Below are 21,386 nucleotides of genomic sequence, written 5' to 3'. Positions count from 1 at the left end.
CAGGATGACGGCCTGATCGCATCAGGCGGACGCCTTGGCCTTCTTGCGCGCCGGCTTGGCGTCGCCGCCGCCCAGCGCCGCGACTCGGGCCTTGCGGCGCTCCTCGTGCCGGTCCAGCACCTCCTTGAGGTATTTTCCGGTCCAGCTGGCGGTGTTGTCTGCGACCTGTTCGGGCGTGCCGACCGCGACGATTTCGCCGCCGCCGTCGCCGCCTTCGGGGCCGAAGTCGAGCAGATAGTCCGCGACCTTGATGACGTCGAGATTGTGCTCGATCACCACGATGGTGTTGCCGGCCTCGACCAGTTCCTGAAGCACCTCGAGCAGTTTGCGGGTGTCCTCGAAATGCAGGCCGGTGGTCGGCTCGTCGAGGATGTAGAGGGTGCGGCCCGTGGCGCGTTTCGACAGTTCCTTGGACAGTTTGACCCGCTGGGCCTCGCCGCCCGACAGGGTGGTGGCGGGCTGGCCCACCTTGACGTAGCCCAGACCCACCCGCTCCAGCGTCAGCATCTTGTCGCGGATCGGCGGCACGGCCTTGAAGAAGCTGGCGGCTTCTTCGACCGTCATGTCCAGCACGTCACTGATGGACTTGCCCTTGAACACGATTTCCAGCGTCTCGCGGTTGTAGCGTTTGCCCTTGCAGACGTCGCAGGTGACATAGACGTCGGGCAGGAAGTGCATCTCGATCTTGATGACACCATCGCCCTGACAGGCCTCGCAGCGGCCGCCCTTGACGTTGAAGCTGAACCGGCCCGGCCCATAGCCCCGCGCCTTGGATTCCGGCAGGCCCGCATACCAGTCGCGGATCGGCCCGAAGGCGCCGGTGTAGGTGGCGGGGTTCGAGCGCGGCGTGCGGCCGATGGGCGACTGGTCGATGTCGATGACCTTGTCGAAATGCTCCAGCCCCTCGATCCGGTCGAAGGGGGCGGGGGCTTCGGACGCATTGTTCAGGCGGCGCGCGGCGGCCTTGTACAGGGTCTCGATGGTGAAGGTGGACTTGCCGCCGCCCGAGACGCCTGTGATGCAGGTGAACACCCCGACGGGGATTTCGCCGGTGACGCCCTTCAGATTGTTGCCGCTGGCGCCGCTGATCTTGAGCATCCGCTTGCGGTTGATCGGGCGGCGGCCCTCGGGCGGAATCTCGATCTCGCGCGCGCCGGTCAGATATTTGCCGGTCAGGGAGTTCGGATTGGCCATGACCTGGGCCGGCGTGCCCTCGGCGCAGACCGTGCCGCCGTGGACGCCGGCGGCCGGTCCCATGTCGATGACATAGTCGGCGGTCAGGATGGCCTCTTCATCGTGCTCGACCACCAGCACGGAGTTGCCCAGGTCGCGTAAGCCTTTGAGACTTTCCAGCAGGCGGGTGTTGTCGCGCTGGTGCAGGCCGATGGACGGCTCGTCCAGCACGTACAGAACGCCGGTCAGGCCAGAACCGATCTGCGAGGCCAGGCGGATGCGCTGGCTTTCGCCGCCCGACAGGGTGCCGGATGAGCGTGACAGGTTCAGATAGTCCAGGCCGACATTGTTCAGGAACCGCAGCCGGTCGCAGATTTCCTTCAGAATCCGCCGGGCGATCTCGACCTGTTTGTCGCTCAGGCTCTCTTCCAGGGTCGAGAACCACAGATAGGCCTTGGAGATCGACAGGGTGGAGATGTCGGCGATGTCCTCGCCGCCCACCTTGACCGCCAGGGCCTCGGGCTTCAGTCGCTTGCCGTGGCAGGCGTCGCAGGGCGTCTCGGACTGGTATCGCGCCAGCTCCTCGCGCACCCAGGCGCTGTCGGTCTCGCGCCAGCGCCGTTCCAGGTTCGGCAGCACGCCCTCGAACGGCTTGGACACCTCGTATTTGCGGGCGTTGTCGTCATAGACGAACTTGATCTTCTCCGAGCCGGTGCCCTGCAGGATGGCCTTGTGCGCCTGGGCCGGCAGTTCGCGCCAAGGCTTGTCCATCGAGAAGCCGTAGTGGCGGCTCAGCGACTGCAGGGTCTGGGTATAAAGGGGCGACGGTCCGCGCGCCCACGGCGCGACGGCTCCGGCGTGCAAGGTCTTGTCGCGATCCGGGATGACCAGATCGGCGTCGAAGGCCAGCTTGACCCCCAGCCCGTCGCAGACCGGACAGGCGCCGAACGGATTGTTGAACGAGAACAGACGCGGCTCGATCTCGGCGATGGTGAAGCCGGACACCGGACAGGCGAACCGTTCGGAAAACACCAGGGTCCGCGGCGCCGTCTCACCCTCGTTGGTGGACGCCCATTCGGCGTTGGCGATGCCGTCGGCCAGGCCCAGCGCAGTTTGCAGGCTGTCGGCGTAACGGCCTTCCTGATCCGGCTTGGTGACGATCCGGTCCACCACGATGTCGATGTCGTGTTTGAACTTCTTGTCCAGCGTGGGGGCTTCGTCGATGGGATAGAACTGGCCGTCGATCTTCAGGCGCTGGAAGCCCTGACGCTGCCATTCGGCGATCTCTTTCTTGTATTCGCCCTTGCGGCCGCGCACGACGGGGGCCAGCAGCAGGATGCGCTCTCCGTCCGGCAGGGCGGTCAGCTTGTCGACCATCTGGCTGATGGTCTGGCTCTCGATGGGCAGGCCGGTGGCGGGCGAATAGGGGATGCCCACCCGCGCCCACAGCAGACGCATATAGTCGTGGATCTCCGTCACCGTGCCGACGGTCGAACGCGGGTTCTTGGACGTGGTCTTCTGTTCGATGGAGATGGCCGGGGACAGGCCCTCGATCAGGTCCACGTCCGGCTTGCCCATCAGCTCCAGAAACTGGCGCGCATAGGCCGACAGGCTTTCGACATAGCGCCGCTGGCCCTCGGCGTAGATGGTGTCGAACGCCAGAGAGGATTTGCCCGAGCCCGACAGGCCGGTCATCACCACCAGCTGTTCGCGCGGAATATCCAGGTCCACGCCCTTGAGATTGTGCTCGCGAGCGCCGCGAACGCGGATGAAGTTGTGCTTTTCGGTCATGGATTCCGGGAACGCGGGGAGGGCCGGACGGCTCCGGCGCGACGACGCTATATGGGGATCAATTCGCACATTTCAGCAAGAACAATGTGAGAACATTGCCAGGTCTATTCCGGCGTCCAGGCTTCGGACTTGCGAATGAACCGCTCGCCCTTGGCCAGAATCACGCCGCTGGCGGTGGCGACGCCCAGTTCCAGGCTCTCGGCGATGCGGCGGGCGCGTTCGACGAAATGGGCGGCGGCGACCGGCGGGCATAGAGTCTGCGCCGTCTCCACGAACAGTTCCAGCCAGCGGTCGAAGTGGCGGGCGTCGATGGGCAGGGGCAGATGTTTGGGCATGGGCCGCCCCTGATAGACGCCGGTCGACAGGGCCACCGAAGACCAGAACAGCTTCATCTGCGCCAAGTGCGGTCCCCAGTCCGTGATGCGGGCGGCGAAGATGGGGCCGATCAGGCGGTCGTCGCGAACGCGGGCGTAGAACTCCTCGACCAGGGCGCCGATCATGGCCTCGTCTATGCCGGTCTCGTCGCGCAGAAGCTGGACGGCAGCCGCGCGGCGGGCTTCGGCCCCGGCGGGATCGTCGATGCGGAACGGACTGGGCATCAAGATCAGATAGGGCGTCGGATCGGGCCTGGCCATTGGACGTTCCGCCCCGGCTCACGCGGCCGTGTTCGTGGTCGGGCTTGCGCATCGCGCGATCTGGACCCATCCTCCGTGTTCTGAAGCGTTTTTGCAGAAGGCCTGAAGACCATGATCATCGCACTGGCAACCGGTTCTGCCCTGTCCGCCATGCTGCTCGTGATCCTTCATGCCAATTCGCCAAAACCCAAGCGGGTCGCCGTCCGCGTTCGCGACGTTCGACAAGGTCGCCGTACGGACGCCTGAGGGCGCCGCACTCTTCGACAATCTGAGCCTGACGTTCGGGTCGGAGCGCACCGGCGTCGTCGGTCGCAATGGCGCCGGCAAGAGCACGCTGTTGCGCCTGATCACGGGCGAGGCTGCGCCGGTGGAGGGGGTTGTTTCGCGTTGCGGCACGGTCGGGGTCCTGCACCAGCGACACGATCCCTCGCCCGGTGAAACGGTTGTCCAGACACTGGGCGTCGACCAGCCCATGGCGGTCGTTGCGCGCATCCTGGCCGGTGAGGCGAGCGAGCGCGATCTGGCGGATGCAGACTGGACGTTGGAAACACGCGCAGGCGAGGCGCTCGGCGCCGTGGGGTTGGCGGGCCTGCCGCTGGACCGTTTCACGGCGGACCTTAGCGGGGGCGAGCAGACGAGGCTGCGATTGGCGGGCCTGATGTTGGCTCGGCCCGACTTGATCCTGCTGGATGAGCCGACCAACCATTTGGATCGGCAGGCGAGGGCGCTTGTCGCCGATGTGATTGGACGCTGGGACGGCGGGGTCGTGGTGGTCAGCCATGATCGTGACCTGCTGCGTCGGATGGACCGCATTCTGGAGGTGTCGAGCCTCGGCGTCGCCAGCTACGGCGGCGGTTACGACCTCTATGTCGGGCGCAAGGCGGCCGAGCGAGAGGCTGCGGCCCGAGGGCTGGAGGCGGCTGAACGCGACATTGCGCGCGTCGGGGCGGAGGCGCAGAGGGGGGCCGAAGCCAAGGCGAGACGCGACGCGGCGGGGCGGCGCAAGGCGGCCAGGGGCGACATGCCCAGAATCCTGCTCGGCGCGCGAGCCGAGCGGGCCGAGAACAGCGGCGGGCGCGACCGACTGCTGGCGACCCGTCAGGCCGAGGAGGCGCAGGTCGCCTTGAGGGCGGCGCGGGAGCGGGTGGAGCGGACGCGCACGCTGTCGATCCCGATGCCCCCGAGCAGGCTGGCGGCGGGGCGGACGGTGCTGGCGCTGGAGCAGGCGGTTTGGGCGACGTCGCAGGGCAAACGGATCGTGGGGCCGATCGACCTGAGGATCGGCGGGCCGGAGCGTGTGGCGATCACCGGGGCCAACGGATCGGGCAAGACGACCTTGCTGCGGCTGATCGTGGGCGATCTTGAACCGACCGAGGGTTCGGTCGAACGGCCTGTTCGCGCGGTCATGCTGGACCAGGAGGCGGCCCTGCTGCGGCCGGACGAGACCCTGGTCGAGGCGTGGCGGCGGCTGAACCCCGGCGGGTCGGACAACGACGCCCACGCCGCCCTGGCGCGCTTTCTGTTTCGCAACACGGCCGCGCATCGCCACGTCGCCAATCTGTCGGGCGGCGAGCGGCTGAGGGCGGCGCTGGCCTGTGTGCTGACCGGCGCTGCGCCGCCGCAACTGCTGGTGCTGGACGAGCCGACGAACCATCTGGATCTGAACTCCATCGCAGCGGTGGAGGAGGCGCTGAACGCCTATGACGGCGCCATGCTGGTTGTCAGCCATGACGCAGACTTTCTGGCTGCGCTGAACATCGACCGGACGATCGGCCTCTAGGCCGGCGCGTCAGCCCCAGGCTTCGACGGTGCCGCGGCGCCGAACCATGGTCGGCGCAGACAGTTGGGTGCGTGGCTCGGCCTCAGCGCGGCCGAACAGCCAGCCTTGGCCGTAATCCACGCCGGCCGATTTCAACTCGGCCGCGACCGCATCGGTCTCGATCATTTCGCCGATGGTTTCCAGCTTCATCGAGCGGCACATCTCGACGATGGTGTGCAGCAGGGTCTTGGACCGATCTTCGGTCTGGATGTCGCGCACGATGGCGCCGTCGATCTTGACCGCATCCACCGACAGCTTGCGCAGATAGTCGAAGGCGGCGGCCCCGGCGCCGAAATCGTCGATGCAGATCTTGATGCCGGCTTCGCGCAGCCCGGTCAGGCGGCGATTGGCGGCCTCGATGTCGGCGACAGCCGAGGTTTCGGTGACTTCCACGATCAGGCGACGCCGCTCTTCCGGCGCGCCGGCGGTCATGCGCAGCAACTGTTCGACATAGGTGTCGTCGCCAAGCGAGGCGCCCGAGACGTTGATCGCCATCTTCAGCAGGCCGGCGCCGGGTTGGCGCATGCGTTTCAGCACCTTCTCCGCCACGGCCAGGTCGAAGGATTCGATCAGGTCCAGCTCCTCGGCCATGCGGATGGCGTCGGCGGGACCGTTGTTGCCGTTGAACCGCGCCAGGGCCTCGAAATGATGGACCGCGCGCGAATCCAGATGGACGATGGGCTGATAGTGGACCTGGAACTCGCGTGACTTGACCACGCTGCGGAAGGTCTCCGCATCGCGGAAGGTGCGTTTCAGGGAATCCGCAAAGGCGATCTGCGGATTGGCTAGGCCATCGCCTTTCAGGCAGCCCTCGATGGCGAAACGCATGGCGCGCAGCACGCAAAGGGAATCCGAACCGGGCGGCACGGGCGAGTTGAACGCCTCGGCGCCTAAGGACAGCCCTTCGGCGCGGCCGGCCTCGACGATTTCGGCGGCGATGTCGCGGCGGTCGTTGGCGGGGCGCAGCAGGGCGAATCGCACGCTGGTCAGTTGCGCCGCGCCCGATCCCTGGACCGCGGCCGATTGCAGGGTGGCCTCGATCCTGCGGTTCAGGCGGTCGGCCACGTCGTCGCCCACATCCTCCATCCCCTTGATGTCCAGGAAAGACAGGGCCAGGTCGGGGCTGGACTCCAGCACGCGGCCCGCATCGGCCAGGAAGGCGTCCGGGTCCATCAGGGGCGGGCTTTCAAGACCGGCGATGGCGAAGGCAGGCCCGTCGTAGGAAATGGCGCAGGAGACGGCCGGCGCCATCTGGGGCAGGACGAAGGCGCGGAAGGTCGCGCGCCGCACCCGGTCGGGACCCGCCGAAACCAGGATGGAGGTGGGGGGAATGCGCACGCCCGCCTTCATCCCCTGCAAGGTCGCCAGAGTCGCCACCCCGTCGTGCAGCAGGTCCGCAAGCGGCCGCCCTGTCCAGGTCGCGCCGGCGTCCTCGCCCGCTGTCGCGCCCGCGCCGATGGCGAAGGCGACGACGCCCTTCGGGTCCACCTCGACCAGGGTGTCGGCGGATGCGAAGGCCAGGCCAAGAAGACGGGTCGTCAGCGTCATGAGGCCATGCTGGCATGCATGCGCTTAAAAAATCGGCAATGGCCGATCAGGCCATGCGGTTGAAAGCGACGGCGCGCCCGTCGCCCAGGGCCGCGCGGCCATCGGCGGCGTAGGCGCTGGCCGGGGTGCGGGCGGCGGTGACCTCTGCGGCGATGGTGCGGACCAGGCCTTCGGAGATCTGGCGGGCCGCCTCGACGGCGCGGGCGTGGGCGTTCAGCACGGTGTTGAAGACGCGCGTGGCTTCGACCAGCGCCTTGCGGTCATCCAGCGGGGCGTCGCGCAGCAGGGCGGGGTTGGCCTTCACATGGGCGGTGTCGCGCCGATACAGATTGGCCATCTCCTGGGTCTCGGCCAGGCCGGCGGCGACATCCTGAGGGCGGCGGTCCGCAAAGGCCTGGGTTTCGGCCGATAACCGATCGGTGAGCCGCTCGGTCAGGACGATCAGCTGGCGCACGCGCGCCTGGGCCAGTTCGCTGTCGCTCATCGCCGGCCCTCCTGCATCTTCAGCATTTCGGACATCACCGGCCCGCTCAGGCCGATGCCGCCCGATGCGACGGTGGTCTTTGCCATTTCGTCCAGCATGAAGCTGCGCCAGGTCGCCTCGGCCTGGCCGCCGCCGAACAGGCCGTCGGTCGACAGGCCGTCGAACATCGGCTTCAGCATCTGGGAGATGAAGGTGGCCTCGAAGGCTTTGGCGGTTTCCTGGATCTTGTCGCGGTTGGGGACGCTCGGCGCGGCGGCGGTCGGGCGCAGCAGGTCGGCGGATACGGTCAGGTCGGCCATGCTCACATCACCTCGATGTCGGCCTGCAGGGCGCCGGCGGCCTTGATGGCCTGCAGGATGCTGATCATGTCGCGCGGGCTGACGCCGAGCGCGTTTAGGCCGTTGACCAGGGTGGACAGATTGGCCCCGCCGCCGACCAGGCGCATCTGGGTGCCCAGGTCTTCTTCGACGTTGACTTGGCTGGAGGGGACGACGGCGGTCTGGCCCTGGCTGAAGGGGGCGGGCTGGCTGACGATGGGCTGTTCGTCCACCGATATGGTCAGATTGCCCTGGGCGATGGCGACGCGGGAGATGCGCACCGCGTCGCCCATGACGATGACGCCGTTGACCTCGTCGATGATGACCTTGGCCGGCGTATCGACGCTGACCGGCAGGTTTTCGATCCGGCTGATGAAGCCCGCCATGCCCAGTTGGGCCGGCGCGCGCAGGGCGACCACCGTGCCGTTCTCGGCCAGGGCCGCGCCCGGATAGGCGGCGTTGACGACGGCGGCGACGCGCTGGGCGGTGGTGAAGTCGGGGTTGCGCAGGTTCAGCCGCACCTCGTTCATGTTCGCCATCTGGAAGCCGGTCTCGCGTTCGACCAGGGCGCCCGAGGCGATGCGGCCGGCGGTCGGCACCCCGCGCGTGACCGAAGACCCCGACGCGCCGGAGGCCGAGACGGCGCCGGTCTGCACCGACCCTTGCGCCACCGCATAGACCTGACCATCGGCGCCCTGCAGGCTGGTCACGACCAGCGAGCCGCCCAGCAGGCTTTTGGCGTCGCACATGGAGGCGACCGACACGTCGATGCGTGAACCCGGCGTGGCGAAGGCGGGCAGGTCGGCCGTCACCATGACGGCGGCCATGTTCTTGGTGTTGGCGTTGGAGCCGCGAATATTGACGCCCAACCGCTCGGTCATGCCTTCCAGCGACTGGCGCGTGAAGGGGCAGTTGCGAAGGGAATCACCCGTGCCGTTCAGGCCCATCACCATGCCGTAGCCGACCAGCTGGTTGCCGCGCACGCCCTCGACGGCGGCGATGTCCTTGATGCGCGACTGCATCTGGGCCAGGGCCGGGCCGGCCGAGACCGTCAGGGCGGCGACGGCGCAGGCGGCAAGGCGGGCAAGCAGATTTTGCATCGGTCGAACGTCCACGCGGCTTTACGCGCCGATCCATGCCAGGATCGTGCCGGTCGATTAACCAAGGGAATTCAACAAGGGTCGATCTTGAAGCGACGACCATGCGGCAGGATTTGCCGGGGCGTTAACCAAACAGTCATCGCGGAGCCTCATCCATGGTCCCATGATGCGGAGCGCATGGGCATGAAGGTTGTCGGGCCAAACGGCGTCAGCGCGCCGACCAGCACGCGCGCGACGCGATCGACCAGCGGTTTCTCGCTGGGGCAGACGGCCGCCGCCGCTGCGCCGTCGGCCGCGACGGCCAGCGCCGCCGCCGGCGGGGTGTCGGACGTCTCGGCCCTGATGGCGCTGCAAGGGATCGAGGGGCCGCTGGAGCGTCGGCGTCGCGCGATCCGTCGGGGCGGCGGGCTGCTGGACCGTCTGGACGAACTGAAACTGGCGCTTCTGAGCGGCGATGCGGACGAGGCCTCGCTGGATCGACTGGCGCGCAGCCTGCGCGAGGAGCGGGCCGATGACGGCGATCCGGGCCTGAACGCCGTGCTGGACCAGATCGACCTGCGCGCCTCGGTCGAACTGGCCAAGGCGGAAATGCGCCGTCCGCGCGGCTGAGGCCGAAAAAATCCACAGATGTCAAACGGCTAAGCTTGGTGGGTGAGTGACATTTGTCACTCTGCCCTCGTCGTTCGCCTTATTTGCATCACGGAATCGAGAACCGCGTTGCCGCGACTCGTCAGGCTGACTATACGGCCATCTGCGCCACAGGGGGGCGTGTTAGAGAGCGTGAGATCGATGAACGCTTTGGCGTCCGTTGTGACCGACGAATCCGGCCCATACCGCCCGTCCGACGACGAGCCGTTCATGAACGAACGGCAGCAGGCCTATTTCAAGAAGAAGCTGCTGGACTGGAAGGACGACATCCTTCGCGAGTCCAAGGGCACGGTGGTCAATCTGAAGGCCGAGACCGAGAACCACCCCGATCTGGTGGACAGGGCCTCGTCCGAATCCGACCGCGCGTTGGAGTTGCGCACCCGTGATCGCCAGCGAAAGCTGATTTCCAAGATCGACGACGCCCTGCGCCGGATCGAGGACGGCTCCTACGGCTATTGCGAGGACACGGGCGAGCCCATCGGCCTGGGTCGTCTGGAAGCCCGCCCCACCGCCACCCTGTCGGTCGAGGCCCAGGAACGCCACGAGCGCCGCGAACGCGTTCACCGCGACGACTGATCTGCGTTTCGATCAGGCGGGCAGGGCGGGCGTCAGATCGGTTCGGCCGAAGTCGTCGCCCTTGAACAGCAATGGGGCGTCGCTTTCCTTGGCCAAGGCATAGGCGAAACAGTCGCCGAGATTGAGCTTGGCGGGCGTTCGCTTGCCGAAAGCTATTTGTGCTTGGACGGCGAGTTTCGCTGTTGCGGCCGTAATCGGCGTGATCTGTATTCCAAAGTTCGCAAGCAGGGCGTCGAGGTCTGTCGCTCCGTCGTTGCCACGCAAGCCGTGAATCCGAGTGTGCGCTTCCCAATAACCTATGGGTGACATCGCCGCTTCCTCGGTCGCCAGGAGAGTCAGTATCTGACGTTTCTCCGGCTCGTCCAAAAGCACGGCCACCAACGCCGACGCATCGACGACGATCATTTGGGCAGGCCGTCCTCATCATAGAAGTCATCGTCGGTCAGTAACGGACCCACGATGGGAAGTGACTGAAAATGCGCAACGATGGCTTCCGCCGCCGCGATCTTCCGGTCGATTTCCGCCTGCTTTTCGGTATTTGACTTGGCTTCCCGATCACGCGCCATCTGATCGACCAAATCGGTAATGGACAGGCCTTCGCGTCGCGCAAGAGTACGTAGCCGCTCGGCTACCTCTGGCTTTCTGATCTGCACAGGTGCGTTCATGATTGGCCGGAATCTATCATGACGACGGCCGCAATCCAACCCGCGCCTTGACTTCGCCCGGTTGCGGCGCGACCTAGCCGCCTCGCTTTCAAGGTCGTCTTCCCATGTCCGTCAAGGTTCGTTTCGCCCCGTCGCCCACGGGTAAGCTGCATGTCGGCAATGTCCGCACCGCCCTGGTGAACTGGCTGTTCGCCAAGGGGCAGGGCGGATTGTTCGTGCTGCGCATCGACGACACCGACCTGGCCCGCTCGACGCCGGAGTTCGAACAGGGGATCGAGGACGATCTGACCTGGTTGGGAATGCTCTGGGACGAGCGTCACAACCAGTCCAAGCGGTTCGACCGATACGAGGAGGCGGCGGAACGGTTGAAGGCTTCGGGCCGGCTGTATCCCGCCTATGAGACGGCCGACGAACTGGATCGTCGCCGCAAGGTGCAGCTGTCGCGCGGCCTTCCGCCGATCTACGACCGCGCCGCCCTGGACCTGACCGACGAACAGAAGGCCGCCTACGAGGCCGAGGGCCGTCGTCCGCACTGGCGTTTCAAGCTGGAAGGCAAGCGCGTGTCCTGGGAGGACCTGGCGCGCGGTCATGCCGAGGTGGACACTGCCTCCATGTCCGATCCGGTGCTGATCCGCGAGGACGGTCTGTTCCTCTACACCCTGCCGTCCGTCGTGGACGACATCGACATGGCTATCACGCACATCATCCGGGGCGAAGACCACGTCACCAACACCGGCGCCCAGATCGAGATTTTCGAGGCGCTCGGCGCGGCGGTCCCCGGCTTCGCCCATATGCCGCTGCTGGTCGGCGCGGATGGCGCGGCCCTGTCCAAGCGTCTGGGCTCGCTGTCGATCAGCGACATGCGCGACCAGGGCTATGAACCCATCGCCATCACCAGCCACCTGGGTCGGATCGGCACGTCCGATCCGCTGGAGGTCGGCGCCTCCATCGAGGCGCTGGGCGCGGGCTTCGCCTTCTCCAAGATGGGACGTTCCCCGGCGCGCTACGACACGGCGGATCTGGACCGGCTGAACGCCCAGGCGCTGCACGTCATGGACTACGACACGGCCAAGCCTCGGCTGCAGGCGCTGGGCGCGGACCTTGGCGAGACCTTCTGGTCCGTGGTGCGCGGCAATCTGAATAAGTTCGGCGATGTCGTTGAAATGGCCAAGATCGTCCAGGGGCCTATCCAGCCGGTCATCGAGGATGCGGGCTTCATCGACGCGGCCGCTGGTCTGCTGCCGGACGTGATCGACGAGACGGCGTGGTCGACCTGGACAAATGCGGTGAAGACGGCGACGTGCGCCAAGGGCAAGGCGCTGTTCATGCCGCTGCGTCTGGCGCTGACGGGACAGGCGCATGGGCCGGACATGGCGGCCCTGGCGCCGCTGATCGGCCGCGATACCATCCAGCGGCGCCTGAGAGGCGAGGCGGCCTGAGCCGCCTCAAGCCGTCCCGGCGTCAGGCGTTGCAGACGGCCAGTTCGTCGGCGCCGAGGGCGACGCCCTTGTAGGAGAAGGCGGTCACGGGGCCGAACTTCTGAACCACGCGGCGGCAGGCGCGCGTCGCGGGCTGTTCCGTGCCGCCCGAGGCGGTGCAGGTCGCGCCTTCGCAGGACCAGCGCGCGCCGTCGATGATGGTGGCGCGTGCAGGGGCCTTGGCCGCATCGGCCAGGGTCAGGCTGGTGGCGGCCGGGGCCTGGGCCATGGCCGGAGCGGCGGCGAAAAGGGCGGCGGCGATAAGCAGGGCGCGCATGAGAAACTCTCCGATAAGAAGAACGGCGTCGTGCCGCTGCGCCCCCAATGTCAGTTTCGGATAAAAACTGTCAATACGTAGAGACGCGAATGTAAGCGGCGATCACTTACCGACGATCATGTTTCTGCGGCTGCGCGGCGTCCGGCGACTGGATCAGCCTCATCGCCTCTTCGACCGTATCGGCGACGGTCCAGGCCTCCAGGAAGGACGGCGGGGTCATGCCCTCGTCCACGCTGTGGCGCATCAGGGCGAAGAAGCCGTCCCAGAAGCCGTTCAGGTTCAGGAAGACCACCGGCTTGTGGTGCAGGTCCAGTCGCTTCCACGACAGCAGTTCGACCACCTCTTCCAGCGTGCCGATGCCGCCGGGCGCCACGACGAAGGCGTCGGATTGATCGTACATCAGCTGTTTGCGCTCGTGCATCGAGGTGACGACGACGGTCTCGACCTCGTCGAACAGGCGTTCGCGGCTGCGCAGGAAGGCCGGCATGATGCCGACGACCCGGCCGCCCGCCTCGTGCGCGCCGCGCGCCGACGCGCCCATCAGACCGACGCCGCCGCCGCCATAGACCAGCCGCCAGCCCGCCTGGGCCGTGGCGCGGCCGAAGGCGTAGGCCGCCTCGGTATAGGCGGGATCGGCGGTCTCGGAGGCGCCGCAGAAGAGGCAGACGGAAGAGCCGTCGAAGGGCAGGAACGAAACGGGGGGCAGGGACATGGGGCCTCGAACAAAACGAATGCCGGTCTGGCCCATGGCCAAACCGGCGGCGCTCGCGCTAACACCAGCGCGAGCCGCTGGGTCGCCAGTCCTATATCGTCGAGGCCAAGGATGAAACGTCGGATCAGCGTAACGATCGTCGCGGCCCTTGCGGCGTCAGGACTGACGCTGTGCGCCTGTTCTCGCAGCGATGGCGGGGTGGCCGGGCCGGCCGGGGCGGAGAAGGCCTCGCCCTGGGTGCGGCCGCCGATGATCGACGGCGTGATGCGCGACGGCGCGGTGCTGATCGTGCGCGGCGCGGCCGACCCCAACGCCCGCGTGGTGCTGCGGGCGCCGGACGTGGCGGCGGTGGCCGTCAACGCCGATGCGGCGGGCCGTTTCGAACTGAGACTGCCGCCGCTGCATGGCGACGTGCGCCTGACGCCTGAGGTTCAGGTGGGCGAGGACGCCGCCATCTCGCCCGAGACGCTGGTGGTGATCCAGGGCGGGGCAGGGCCTGTCGCCCTTATCGCCGCCGGTCAGCCGACCGTCAGGTTGGACGGGTCCGGCGTGCTGAACGCGGTCGATTCGGACGGCTCGACCCTCGTCGTTTCGGGCGCGGCCGGGCCCAAGGCGCCGGTCGTCACGATCGGGGGCGTGGCGGCCAGCGTCGCTCCGACCGCGCGTGGTCAGTGGAAGGCCATGGTCGGCCGCGCCGGCGGCGCCACGATCACCGTTGATGGGCAGAGCTTCGACTATCCCGGCGACGCGGGGGGCAGCGGCCTCTCCATCGCCCGCGCGGGTCAGGGATGGCGCATCGTCTGGCCCGTGGCGCCGGGCGGCCATCAGAGCGCCTGGCTGCCGGATCCCGCGGGTCGTTAAGGTTTGGGAAACCAATTCGGTTAACCAATGTGGCTCGTCCTCAGGGACGCCATCACCGAACCTAGCTTCAGCCCGGCAGCCCCCTGTCGGGCTTCTTTTTGTCTGCCTCGGCCTTCTCGGTGCGGTCGCGGAACAGGGCGGCGCGCGCCAGCAGGATCAATGTCACCGGCGTCGTCACCGTCAGGAACAGGCCGATCAGAATCTCGCGCGGCATGAACCGCCGCTCCACCGTCGTGAACCAGACGATGGACGCCAGCAGGATCAACGCCATGCCCAGCGTCGCGCCCAGGGTGGGGGCGTGGACCCGCTCGTAAAAGGTCTTCAACCGCGTCAGACCGACCGCGCCCAGCAGCGACAGGGTCGAGCCGGCGAGCGCCAGACCGACGACGACGAAGGCGAGCCACGCGGGAACGTCAGCCTGGATCATTCGATCACCTCGCCGCGCATCAGGAACTTGGCCAGGGCGACGGTGGCGGCGAACCCCAGCATTCCGATCACCAGGGCGGCCTCGAAATAGAGTTGGCTGTTGGTGCGAATGCCGAACACCACGACCAGCAGCATGCCGTTCAGATAGAGGGTGTCCATGCCCAGAACGCGATCCTGGGCGCGCGGACCATGGATGATGCGCCACGCCGCCAGGCCCATGGCGCAGATCAGCATCAGCTGGGCCAGACCCAGGCCCCAGGTCAGCACCGCCGCCGTCATTCGAAGATCTCCATCAGCCGGCGCTCGTAGCGGTCCTTGATCAGCCGAACCCAGGTCTCCTCGTCCACCAGGTCCAGCACGTGCAGCAGCAGGCGGCCGGTCGCGGCTTCATACTCAACCCACAGGGTGCCGGGCGTCGAGGTGATGATGATGGCCAGAACCGCCAGGCCGTATCGGTCGCGTAAATCCAGCGGAATGTGAATGAAGCCGGACGTGCGCTCATGCCGCCGACGACCCAGGATGATCTGCGACACCGCCCAGTTGGAACGCACCACGTCGCCGACGACATCGACGGCCAGGCGCATCATGGCGCGGGGCGATTTCAGCCGCACACGATCCACGCCCAGCGCCAGCATGATGATCGGCGCCAGCAGGGCCAGCAGCAGCGCCAGCAACAGGGACGGCGGCGCGACCGAGGCGCTGAGCAGGATCGAGGCGACAAACAGGCCAAGCGACAGGATAGGGTAGGGCAGGATGCGTCTCATCGGGCGCCTCCGCCCAGGACGGCGTGGATATAGCCCTGCGGTTCGGCCAGCCAGGCGGCGGTATGGTCGGTATAGATCAGAGCCGATCCCGCGAAGACGGCAAGCAGGACGCAGGCCCCCAGCAGGCCGGCGACGGCCGTCAGTTCCGCCGCGCCCACCACCGGCGCCGGCGCATCCTCGTCGCGGGTCCAGATGGCGCCGACGCCTAGGCGCGTCAGGCCGATCAGGGCGCCCAGGCTGGAGACGGACAGCACCGCCGTCAGCGTCCATTGCGCCGGCCCCCCGACCCTGACCAGGGCGTCGATCATCGACAGCTTGCCGACGAAGCCGGCCAGGGGCGGCAATCCCGCCACCATCAGGGTGCAGATCAGGAAGGCCCCGCCCAGGGCCGCGACGGCCGCCGGAATGACCAGACCGGGCTCGTTGCGTTCCTCGTCGTCGAACGGATCGCGATATTCGTCGTCGAAAACGGCGCGGGCCTCGCCCACATCGGCCTCGCGCCCGCGCTGAAGAATCTCGGCCAGCAGGAACAGGGCCGCACAGGCCAGGGTCGAGCCGATCAGATAGAAGAGCGCGCCGCTGAGCGCCGCCACATCCCCGACGCCCAGGATCGCCAGCACGGTCCCGGACGAGATCATCACCCCGAACCCTGCGGCGCGCGACAGATCGCGCGAGGCGATCAGGCCGAAGGTGCCGAACGCGATGGTCGCCAGGCCGCCGACCATCAACCAGGTCAGGCCGAACCCGGCAGATGCGCCGGCGCCCGCGCCGAACAGCAGCAGACTGAGGCGGATGATCACATAGACCCCGACCTTGGACAGGATGGCGAAGACCGCCGCCGACGGCGCGCTGGCCGCCGAATAGGTCGAGGTCAGCCAGAAGCCCAGGGGCCACATGGCGCATTTGATCAGGAAGGCCGTGCCCAGCACCGCCGCCCCGATGTGGAACAGGCCCAGGTCGCCCGCCGCGACAGCCGGCACGCGCAGCGCCAGATCGGCCATGTTCAGCGTGCCGGTCACCCCATAGATCAGGCTGACCCCGATCAGGAACAGCAGGGAGGCGGTCAGGTTGACCGCGATATAGATCACCCCCGCCCGCACCCTGGCCTCGCCCGAGCCATGCAGGGCCAGGCCATACGACGCGGCCAGCATCACCTCGAAGAAGACGAACAGATTGAACAGGTCGCCGGTCAGCAGGGCGCCGTTCACCCCCATGATCAGCAGCAGAAACAGGGCGTGGAAACGCGGCCCTGCCCGGTCCCACCGCGCCAGGGCGAAGATCAGGGCGCACCCGCCCAGAACGCTGGTCAGGGCCACCATCATCGTCGACAGACGGTCGGCGACCAGGACGATGCCATAGGGCGCGGCCCACGACCCCAGGCGATAGACCCGCGCGGTGTCGCCGCCGCCCACGGCGCCGTTGGCGCTCTCGTGCAGCAGGACCAGGGCCATGACCAGTATGGCCGCCATGGCGGCGAGGCTGAGCACCGCCTTCAGCGTCCGGCGGCGTTCGTCGATCAGCAGCATGGCCGAGGCGATGATCATCGGCAGGACGATGGGGCCGATGATCAGATGGGCGGTCCAGTCGATCATGCGTCGGGCTCCTTGCCGTCGACATGGTCGCTGCCGGTGATGCCGCGCGCCGCCAGGATGACCACCAGGAACAGGGCCGTCAGGGCGAAACTGATGACGATGGCCGTCAGGACCAGCGCCTGGGGCGTCGGGTCGGTGTAGCGCGCAGGGTCGGAGACCTCGCCCGCCAGCACCGGCGGGGCGCCGGACTTCAACCGTCCCATGGCGAAGATGAAGATGTTGACCGCATAGGACAGCAGCGACAGCCCCATGATGACCTGGAAGGTGCGGGGCCGCAGCAGCAGCCAGACGCCCGATCCGGCCAGCACGCCGATGGCCAGGGCGAGAACCAGTTCCATCATGACGGCTCTCCCTCCTCGGCGTCTCTTTGCTTGGGTTTGCGCAGCGACTGGTGCGCCAGGGCGACCAGGGTCAGGACGGTGGCGCCGACCACCAGAACGACCACGCCTAGGTCGAACAGCACCGCGCTGGCCAGCGGCACGCGGCCTAGAACCGGCAGGTCGGCGTACTGGAACCAGGAGGTCAGGAACGGATAGCCGAACAGCCACGACCCGACGCCGCTGAGCGCGGCGATCACCAGGCCCGCGCCGATCCAGACGATGGGCCGGATCGCCAGCCGCTCCTCCACCCAGCGCGCGCCGGAGGCCATATATTGCAGCACGAAGGCGATCGACAGGGCCACGCCCGCCGCGAACCCGCCGCCCGGCAGATCATGCCCGCGCAGGAACAGGTGGACCGCCAGCAGGATGATGAAGGGGAAAATCCAACGCATCACCACGCGCGGGATCAGCATGGTTTCCTTCAATGTGTCGCCCTCAGACCGGGTCTCGTGATCGCGGTCGGAGGCGTTCTGCACCCGTTGCTGGCTGGGGCCGGACAGGGTGTCGTCGGCGGGACGGAACCGCCGCAGCAGGGCGAAAACGGTCAGGCCGACGATGCCCAGCACCGTGATCTCGCCGAAGGTGTCGAAGGCGCGGAAGTCGACCAGGATCACGTTGACGATGTTGCGCCCACCCGCATCCTTGTAGGCGTGTTCGACGAAGAAGCGCGAAATCCCCTCCACCGACGGCCGCGTCATGACGGCATAGGCGATGGCGGCCAGGGCCGTGCCGACGGCGGCGGCAATGATCAGGTCGATGCGGCGACGGCGGCGAGACCGCTTCTCCATGGCTTGGGGCAGGCGGATGGTCTCTAGCCGTTTCGGCAGCCAGCGCAGGCCCAGCAGCAGCAGGACGGTGGTCACCACCTCGACCAGCAACTGGGTCACGGCCAGGTCCGGCGCCGACAGCCAGACGAAGGACAGGCAGCTGGCCAGACCCGCCCCGCCCATCAGAACGACGGCCGCCAGCCTGTGGTATTTCGCCTGCCAGGCCGCCGCGACCGCGCAGCTGGCGCCCACCGCCCACAGGCCCGCAAAGGCCCAGTTCGCCAGGGTCGGCGTGGGCATGATCGGCGTGATGATCAGCCCCGCGCCGATCGCGGACAGACCACCCGCCACCAGGGCGACCAGAACGATGGCGCGCAACTGCGGCTGCTGGCGCGTGGCCCCGAACAGGCGGACCATGGCCTCGGAGCCCTTGAACAGGCCCGTCATGCTGCGTTCGAACAGCCAGCCGCCGTTCAGCCGTTTCCATCCCCACGGCCCGCCGCGCGGATTGGCGTTGATGCGTCGGCCGAACGCCACATACAGGGCCACCCCGCCGCCCAGGGCGATCAGGCTCAAGACTAGCGGCAGGTTGAACCCGTGCCACAGGGCCAGGCTGTAATAGGGCAGGTCGAAGCCCAGCACCGAGACCGCCGCGCTCTTCAGGAACGGCCCCACGGTCACGGCCGGGAAGATGCCGACGACCAGGCACAGGGCCACCAGCACCTCGACCGGCCGCCGCATCCACGCCGGCGGTTCATGCGGGACGCGGTCTAGTTCGGTCGGCGGAGGGCCGAAGAAGGTCGTGTGGATAAAGCGCAGCGAATACAGCACGCTGAAGGCGCTGGCCAGGGTCGCCAGGGCGGGCAGAACCAGGTTCAGGCCGTGTGTGTTCACGCTGGCCACCGCCTCGGCCAGGAACATCTCTTTGGACAGGAAGCCGTTCAGCAGGGGCACGCCCGCCATGGCCGCCGCCGCCACCATGGCCAGGGTCGCGGTGAAGGGCATGAAGCGGAACAGGCCGCTCAGCTTCCTCATGTCGCGGGTGCCGGCTTCGTGGTCGATGATGCCGGCGGCCATGAACAGGGACGCCTTGAAGGTGGCGTGGTTCACCGTGTGGAAGATGGCGGCGATACAGCCCAGCGGACTGCCCAGCCCCAGCAGCAAAACGATCAGCCCCAGATGGCTGATGGTCGAATAGGCCAGCAACCCCTTCAGATCATGCTGGAAGATGGCGCACCAGGCGCCCAGCAACAGGGTCGCCAAGCCCATGCCGCCGACGATCAGATACCAGCTCTCGGTCCCCGCAAAGACCGGCCAGAATCGGATGAGCAGGAAGACGCCCGCCTTCACCATGGTCGCGGAATGCAGATAGGCGCTGACCGGCGTGGGCGCGGCCATGGCGCGCGGCAGCCAGAAGTGGAATGGAAACTGCGCGCTCTTGGTCATGGCGCCCGCCAGCAGCAGCGACAACGCGGGCAGATAGAGCGGACTGGCCTGGATCGCCTCTCGCGAGGCCAGGACGACATCCAGATCGTAGCTGCCGACGATCCGCCCGATCAGGATCATGCCGACCAGCAGGGCGATTCCCCCCGTCGCGGTGACCGTCAGGGCCATGCGGGAGCCCTCGCGCGCCGCCGGGTTCTGGTGCCAATAGCCGATCAAAAGGAAGGAGAAGAGGCTGGTCAGCTCCCAGAAGACCACCAGCTGGATCAGATTGCCCGAAAGCACCACCCCCTGCATCGCGCCCATGAAGGCCAGCAGGAAGGAGAAGAAGCGCGGCACCGGATCCTTCGGCGACATATAATAGCGGGCATACAGCACCACCAAGGCGCCGATGCCCAGGATCAGGGCGCTGAACAGCCAGGACAGGCCGTCCAGCCGCAGCACCAGATTGACCCCCAGCGACGGCAGCCAGGGAATCTCGAACTTCAGCGTCTCGCCGTCCTGGAACATCGGCCACAGCGCCGCCAGACATCCCAGGCTGACCAGGGCCACGATCCACGACAGGATGGCGGCGGCCGTGCGGGCGTGGCGCGGCAGACCGGCCGCCGCGACCGCGCCGATGAAGGGCAGGACCAGGATGATGACGAGGAGGAAGCTGATGGACATAGAGGCGGCGCGTCTCTCCGAAGGATCGCGGGTGGCTTGGGCGAACGCTTAAGGTTCGCCAAGGTTCTCACCTACGGACTGGAAAGCGGGGCGTCAAAGCGACACCACGGCGCGGCGCTGGCGGGTCCCGGAAGGTCGATCCGCGTCGAACCCGCCTTCGCGAATCAATGGGCGGCATGGGTTTGACCGCCTTCACAAAGGAAGAGCCGAATACTCAAGCGACTGGAAGATTTTCAGGTCGAGGCATAAAAACCTGTCGACCTTTACACCAGAGTGGCTCCGCAGGTAGGATTCGAACCTACGACCAGCCGATTAACAGTCGGCTGCTCTACCACTGAGCTACTGCGGAACATCTGCTCGGGAGGCGGGCCTATAGCAGCGGGTGTTCCGATCTTGCAATGGGAAATCGAACCATCGAGCCGATAATTATCGAGGATCCCGAGGACCCACGCGTCGCCGCCTATCGCGACATTCGCGAGCGCGATCTGACGGGACGTCAGGGCCTGTTCATCGCGGAAGGGGAGGTGGTGGTGCGCGGTCTGGCGTCCGCCGCATCGCGGTGCCGGCCCCTGTCGCTGTTGCTGGCGGAAAAGCGCGTGGCGGCTCTGGACGACGTGATCCAGGCGCTGCCGGCGGATGCGCCGGTCTATGTCGCGCGCCAGGCTGTGCTGGACCGGATCGCCGGCTTCGAACTGCACCGGGGCATTCTGGCCCTGGGCGAAAAGCCTGCGCCTCCGCCGTTGCCGGACCTGTTGTCGGATGTGGCGACGGACGATGTCTTCGTCGTCGCCAGCGGCATCGGCAATCACGACAATATGGGCGGCCTGTTCCGGAACGCCGCCGCCTTCGGGGCCAGGGCCGTGCTGCTGGATTCGACCTGCTGCGATCCCTTCTATCGCAAGGCCATCCGGGTGTCGGTCGGGGCGGTCCTGCGCACCCCGTTCGCGGTCGCCGAATCGTCCGACATCCTTGGCGCCCTGACCCGGGCCGGCGTGGAGGTGCTGGCCTTGACCCCTTCGGCGGGCGAGCGTCTGGCGGACTATCGCCGCAAGGGGCCGGTCGCGGTGGTGCTGGGATCGGAAGGGCCGGGGCTGCCCCAGGGGGTGATCGCCCGTTGCCGCCCCATCGGCATCGCCATGGCGGGCGGGTTCGATTCGCTGAACGTCGCCGCCACCAGCGCGGTGGCCCTGCATCATCTGACGACGACGGCCTTGGAACCCTGAAACGAAAAGGCCGCCCCGAGGGGCGGCCTTCGTTCGACTAT

Annotated in this window: 22 protein-coding genes and 1 tRNA gene; 6 read left to right on the top strand and 17 right to left on the bottom strand. The window is 67.3% G+C overall.

Features of this window, described 5'->3' with window-relative positions; genetic code table 11:
• Positions 1-21 precede the first annotated feature (21 nt).
• Together uvrA and B3Z70_RS04285 are read right to left on the bottom strand one after the other, a co-directional pair.
• On the bottom strand, positions 22-2,964 hold the full coding sequence (uvrA, locus tag B3Z70_RS04290; RefSeq protein ID WP_292024374.1) for an excinuclease ABC subunit UvrA: 2,943 nt from the start codon (positions 2,962-2,964) through the stop codon (positions 22-24).
• A 104-nt stretch (positions 2,965-3,068) separates the two neighbouring features.
• Positions 3,069-3,599 carry a group III truncated hemoglobin gene (locus B3Z70_RS04285; RefSeq protein WP_292024376.1) on the bottom strand — a complete coding sequence of 177 codons (531 nt, stop codon included), beginning with the start codon at positions 3,597-3,599 and terminating at the stop codon, positions 3,069-3,071.
• 169 nt (positions 3,600-3,768) lie between these two features.
• On the opposite strand from B3Z70_RS04285, the gene B3Z70_RS04280 reads away from it, so the two are divergent.
• Positions 3,769-5,379 carry an ABC-F family ATP-binding cassette domain-containing protein gene (locus B3Z70_RS04280; RefSeq protein WP_292024378.1) on the top strand — a complete coding sequence of 537 codons (1,611 nt, stop codon included), beginning with the start codon at positions 3,769-3,771 and terminating at the stop codon, positions 5,377-5,379.
• Positions 5,380-5,388: 9 nt separating this feature from the next.
• Here B3Z70_RS04280 and B3Z70_RS04275 read toward each other — a convergent pair whose 3' ends face one another.
• From B3Z70_RS04275 to B3Z70_RS04260, 4 genes are read right to left on the bottom strand one after another with little or no spacing between them, the layout of a single operon-like run.
• Positions 5,389-6,966: an EAL domain-containing protein gene (locus B3Z70_RS04275; RefSeq protein WP_292024380.1), complete on the bottom strand. Its 1,578-nt coding sequence runs from the start codon at positions 6,964-6,966 to the stop codon at positions 5,389-5,391.
• 46 nt (positions 6,967-7,012) lie between these two features.
• Positions 7,013-7,450: a flagellar basal-body protein FlbY gene (locus B3Z70_RS04270; RefSeq protein ID WP_292044756.1), complete on the bottom strand. Its 438-nt coding sequence runs from the start codon at positions 7,448-7,450 to the stop codon at positions 7,013-7,015.
• Positions 7,447-7,749, bottom strand: coding sequence for a rod-binding protein (locus tag B3Z70_RS04265; protein WP_292044754.1), 303 nt, complete (start codon positions 7,747-7,749; stop codon positions 7,447-7,449). The genes B3Z70_RS04270 and B3Z70_RS04265 overlap by 4 nt, the downstream gene beginning before the upstream one ends.
• A 2-nt stretch (positions 7,750-7,751) precedes the next feature.
• Positions 7,752-8,867, bottom strand: a complete 1,116-nt coding sequence (locus B3Z70_RS04260; RefSeq protein ID WP_292044751.1) for a flagellar basal body P-ring protein FlgI — start codon at positions 8,865-8,867, stop codon at positions 7,752-7,754.
• 177 nt (positions 8,868-9,044) lie between these two features.
• Here B3Z70_RS04260 and B3Z70_RS04255 point away from each other — a divergent pair, with 177 nt between their 5' ends.
• Positions 9,045-9,476 carry a flagellar assembly protein FliX gene (locus tag B3Z70_RS04255; protein ID WP_292044749.1) on the top strand — a complete coding sequence of 144 codons (432 nt, stop codon included), beginning with the start codon at positions 9,045-9,047 and terminating at the stop codon, positions 9,474-9,476.
• 180 nt (positions 9,477-9,656) lie between these two features.
• Positions 9,657-10,091, top strand: coding sequence for an RNA polymerase-binding protein DksA (gene dksA, locus B3Z70_RS04250; protein WP_292023594.1), 435 nt, complete (start codon positions 9,657-9,659; stop codon positions 10,089-10,091).
• Positions 10,092-10,103: 12 nt separating this feature from the next.
• Here dksA and B3Z70_RS04245 read toward each other — a convergent pair whose 3' ends face one another.
• Both B3Z70_RS04245 and B3Z70_RS04240 read right to left on the bottom strand, forming a co-directional pair.
• Positions 10,104-10,496, bottom strand: a complete 393-nt coding sequence (locus B3Z70_RS04245; RefSeq protein WP_292023591.1) for a type II toxin-antitoxin system VapC family toxin — start codon at positions 10,494-10,496, stop codon at positions 10,104-10,106.
• Positions 10,493-10,756, bottom strand: coding sequence for a type II toxin-antitoxin system VapB family antitoxin (locus B3Z70_RS04240; protein ID WP_292023589.1), 264 nt, complete (start codon positions 10,754-10,756; stop codon positions 10,493-10,495). Before B3Z70_RS04240 ends, B3Z70_RS04245 begins: the two co-directional genes overlap by 4 nt.
• Positions 10,757-10,860: 104 nt before the next feature.
• Between B3Z70_RS04240 and gltX the strand changes: the two genes are divergently transcribed.
• Positions 10,861-12,195 (top strand): glutamate--tRNA ligase, encoded by a 1,335-nt coding sequence (gene gltX / locus B3Z70_RS04235; protein ID WP_292023586.1) that lies wholly within the window; start codon positions 10,861-10,863, stop codon positions 12,193-12,195.
• A gap of 22 nt (positions 12,196-12,217) precedes the next feature.
• Here the strand turns inward: gltX and B3Z70_RS04230 are convergent, their stop codons facing one another.
• Both B3Z70_RS04230 and B3Z70_RS04225 read right to left on the bottom strand, forming a co-directional pair.
• Complete coding sequence (locus tag B3Z70_RS04230; RefSeq protein ID WP_292023584.1) at positions 12,218-12,511, bottom strand: CC_3452 family protein; 294 nt, start codon at positions 12,509-12,511, stop codon at positions 12,218-12,220.
• Positions 12,512-12,617: 106 nt separating this feature from the next.
• On the bottom strand, positions 12,618-13,223 hold the full coding sequence (locus B3Z70_RS04225) for a TIGR00730 family Rossman fold protein (protein ID WP_292044747.1): 606 nt from the start codon (positions 13,221-13,223) through the stop codon (positions 12,618-12,620).
• A 111-nt stretch (positions 13,224-13,334) separates the two neighbouring features.
• On the opposite strand from B3Z70_RS04225, the gene B3Z70_RS04220 reads away from it, so the two are divergent.
• Positions 13,335-14,084, top strand: a complete 750-nt coding sequence (locus tag B3Z70_RS04220) for a hypothetical protein (protein ID WP_292020546.1) — start codon at positions 13,335-13,337, stop codon at positions 14,082-14,084.
• A 67-nt stretch (positions 14,085-14,151) separates the two neighbouring features.
• Here B3Z70_RS04220 and mnhG read toward each other — a convergent pair whose 3' ends face one another.
• From mnhG to B3Z70_RS04185, 7 genes are all read right to left on the bottom strand, one after another.
• Entirely contained in the window at positions 14,152-14,511 is a 360-nt protein-coding gene (gene mnhG, locus B3Z70_RS04215) for a monovalent cation/H(+) antiporter subunit G (protein WP_292020544.1), read from the bottom strand.
• Positions 14,508-14,789, bottom strand: coding sequence for a K+/H+ antiporter subunit F (locus B3Z70_RS04210; RefSeq protein WP_045810222.1), 282 nt, complete (start codon positions 14,787-14,789; stop codon positions 14,508-14,510). Before B3Z70_RS04210 ends, mnhG begins: the two co-directional genes overlap by 4 nt.
• Positions 14,786-15,274, bottom strand: coding sequence for a Na+/H+ antiporter subunit E (locus B3Z70_RS04205; RefSeq protein WP_292020542.1), 489 nt, complete (start codon positions 15,272-15,274; stop codon positions 14,786-14,788). The genes B3Z70_RS04210 and B3Z70_RS04205 overlap by 4 nt, the downstream gene beginning before the upstream one ends.
• On the bottom strand, positions 15,271-16,866 hold the full coding sequence (locus tag B3Z70_RS04200; protein ID WP_292020540.1) for a monovalent cation/H+ antiporter subunit D: 1,596 nt from the start codon (positions 16,864-16,866) through the stop codon (positions 15,271-15,273). The genes B3Z70_RS04205 and B3Z70_RS04200 overlap by 4 nt, the downstream gene beginning before the upstream one ends.
• Positions 16,863-17,204: a Na+/H+ antiporter subunit C gene (locus B3Z70_RS04195; RefSeq protein ID WP_349677228.1), complete on the bottom strand. Its 342-nt coding sequence runs from the start codon at positions 17,202-17,204 to the stop codon at positions 16,863-16,865. The genes B3Z70_RS04200 and B3Z70_RS04195 overlap by 4 nt, the downstream gene beginning before the upstream one ends.
• Positions 17,204-20,122: a monovalent cation/H+ antiporter subunit A gene (locus B3Z70_RS04190; protein ID WP_292020536.1), complete on the bottom strand. Its 2,919-nt coding sequence runs from the start codon at positions 20,120-20,122 to the stop codon at positions 17,204-17,206. Before B3Z70_RS04190 ends, B3Z70_RS04195 begins: the two co-directional genes overlap by 1 nt.
• A gap of 274 nt (positions 20,123-20,396) precedes the next feature.
• A tRNA-Asn gene (locus B3Z70_RS04185) sits at positions 20,397-20,471 on the bottom strand.
• Positions 20,472-20,520: 49 nt separating this feature from the next.
• On the opposite strand from B3Z70_RS04185, the gene B3Z70_RS04180 reads away from it, so the two are divergent.
• The gene (locus B3Z70_RS04180) at positions 20,521-21,345 is read left to right on the top strand and encodes a TrmH family RNA methyltransferase (RefSeq protein WP_292020534.1); all 825 of its coding nucleotides are present in this window, start codon (positions 20,521-20,523) and stop codon (positions 21,343-21,345) included.
• Positions 21,346-21,386 lie beyond the last annotated feature (41 nt).

Source organism: Brevundimonas sp. UBA6550 (genome assembly GCF_002434505.1).
Lineage (GTDB): Bacteria > Pseudomonadota > Alphaproteobacteria > Caulobacterales > Caulobacteraceae > Brevundimonas.
The sequence above is the reverse complement of the archived record's forward strand: the minus strand, read 5'-3'. Positions and strand labels throughout refer to the sequence as shown.

What these genes read in the sequence shown, in the direction of transcription:
- B3Z70_RS04210 (WP_045810222.1), bottom strand. Translation starts at nt 14,789, where the DNA reads ATGACGGCGGCGGTGCTGACCTGGGGCCTGGGTCTGGCCCAGCTGATG.
- B3Z70_RS04200 (WP_292020540.1), bottom strand. Translation starts at nt 16,866, where the DNA reads ATGATCGACTGGACCGCCCATCTGATCATCGGCCCCATCGTCCTGCCG.
- B3Z70_RS04270 (WP_292044756.1), bottom strand. Translation starts at nt 7,450, where the DNA reads ATGAGCGACAGCGAACTGGCCCAGGCGCGCGTGCGCCAGCTGATCGTC.
- B3Z70_RS04280 (WP_292024378.1), top strand. Translation starts at nt 3,769, where the DNA reads ATGCCAATTCGCCAAAACCCAAGCGGGTCGCCGTCCGCGTTCGCGACG.
- B3Z70_RS04260 (WP_292044751.1), bottom strand. Translation starts at nt 8,867, where the DNA reads ATGCAAAATCTGCTTGCCCGCCTTGCCGCCTGCGCCGTCGCCGCCCTG.
- dksA (WP_292023594.1), top strand. Translation starts at nt 9,657, where the DNA reads ATGAACGCTTTGGCGTCCGTTGTGACCGACGAATCCGGCCCATACCGC.
- B3Z70_RS04220 (WP_292020546.1), top strand. Translation starts at nt 13,335, where the DNA reads ATGAAACGTCGGATCAGCGTAACGATCGTCGCGGCCCTTGCGGCGTCA.
- B3Z70_RS04265 (WP_292044754.1), bottom strand. Translation starts at nt 7,749, where the DNA reads ATGGCCGACCTGACCGTATCCGCCGACCTGCTGCGCCCGACCGCCGCC.
- B3Z70_RS04225 (WP_292044747.1), bottom strand. Translation starts at nt 13,223, where the DNA reads ATGTCCCTGCCCCCCGTTTCGTTCCTGCCCTTCGACGGCTCTTCCGTC.
- gltX (WP_292023586.1), top strand. Translation starts at nt 10,861, where the DNA reads ATGTCCGTCAAGGTTCGTTTCGCCCCGTCGCCCACGGGTAAGCTGCAT.
- uvrA (WP_292024374.1), bottom strand. Translation starts at nt 2,964, where the DNA reads ATGACCGAAAAGCACAACTTCATCCGCGTTCGCGGCGCTCGCGAGCAC.
- B3Z70_RS04285 (WP_292024376.1), bottom strand. Translation starts at nt 3,599, where the DNA reads ATGGCCAGGCCCGATCCGACGCCCTATCTGATCTTGATGCCCAGTCCG.
- B3Z70_RS04195 (WP_349677228.1), bottom strand. Translation starts at nt 17,204, where the DNA reads ATGGAACTGGTTCTCGCCCTGGCCATCGGCGTGCTGGCCGGATCGGGC.
- B3Z70_RS04190 (WP_292020536.1), bottom strand. Translation starts at nt 20,122, where the DNA reads ATGTCCATCAGCTTCCTCCTCGTCATCATCCTGGTCCTGCCCTTCATC.
- B3Z70_RS04230 (WP_292023584.1), bottom strand. Translation starts at nt 12,511, where the DNA reads ATGCGCGCCCTGCTTATCGCCGCCGCCCTTTTCGCCGCCGCTCCGGCC.
- B3Z70_RS04245 (WP_292023591.1), bottom strand. Translation starts at nt 10,496, where the DNA reads ATGATCGTCGTCGATGCGTCGGCGTTGGTGGCCGTGCTTTTGGACGAG.
- B3Z70_RS04275 (WP_292024380.1), bottom strand. Translation starts at nt 6,966, where the DNA reads ATGACGCTGACGACCCGTCTTCTTGGCCTGGCCTTCGCATCCGCCGAC.
- mnhG (WP_292020544.1), bottom strand. Translation starts at nt 14,511, where the DNA reads ATGATCCAGGCTGACGTTCCCGCGTGGCTCGCCTTCGTCGTCGTCGGT.
- B3Z70_RS04240 (WP_292023589.1), bottom strand. Translation starts at nt 10,756, where the DNA reads ATGAACGCACCTGTGCAGATCAGAAAGCCAGAGGTAGCCGAGCGGCTA.
- B3Z70_RS04180 (WP_292020534.1), top strand. Translation starts at nt 20,521, where the DNA reads ATGGGAAATCGAACCATCGAGCCGATAATTATCGAGGATCCCGAGGAC.
- B3Z70_RS04205 (WP_292020542.1), bottom strand. Translation starts at nt 15,274, where the DNA reads ATGAGACGCATCCTGCCCTACCCTATCCTGTCGCTTGGCCTGTTTGTC.
- B3Z70_RS04255 (WP_292044749.1), top strand. Translation starts at nt 9,045, where the DNA reads ATGGGCATGAAGGTTGTCGGGCCAAACGGCGTCAGCGCGCCGACCAGC.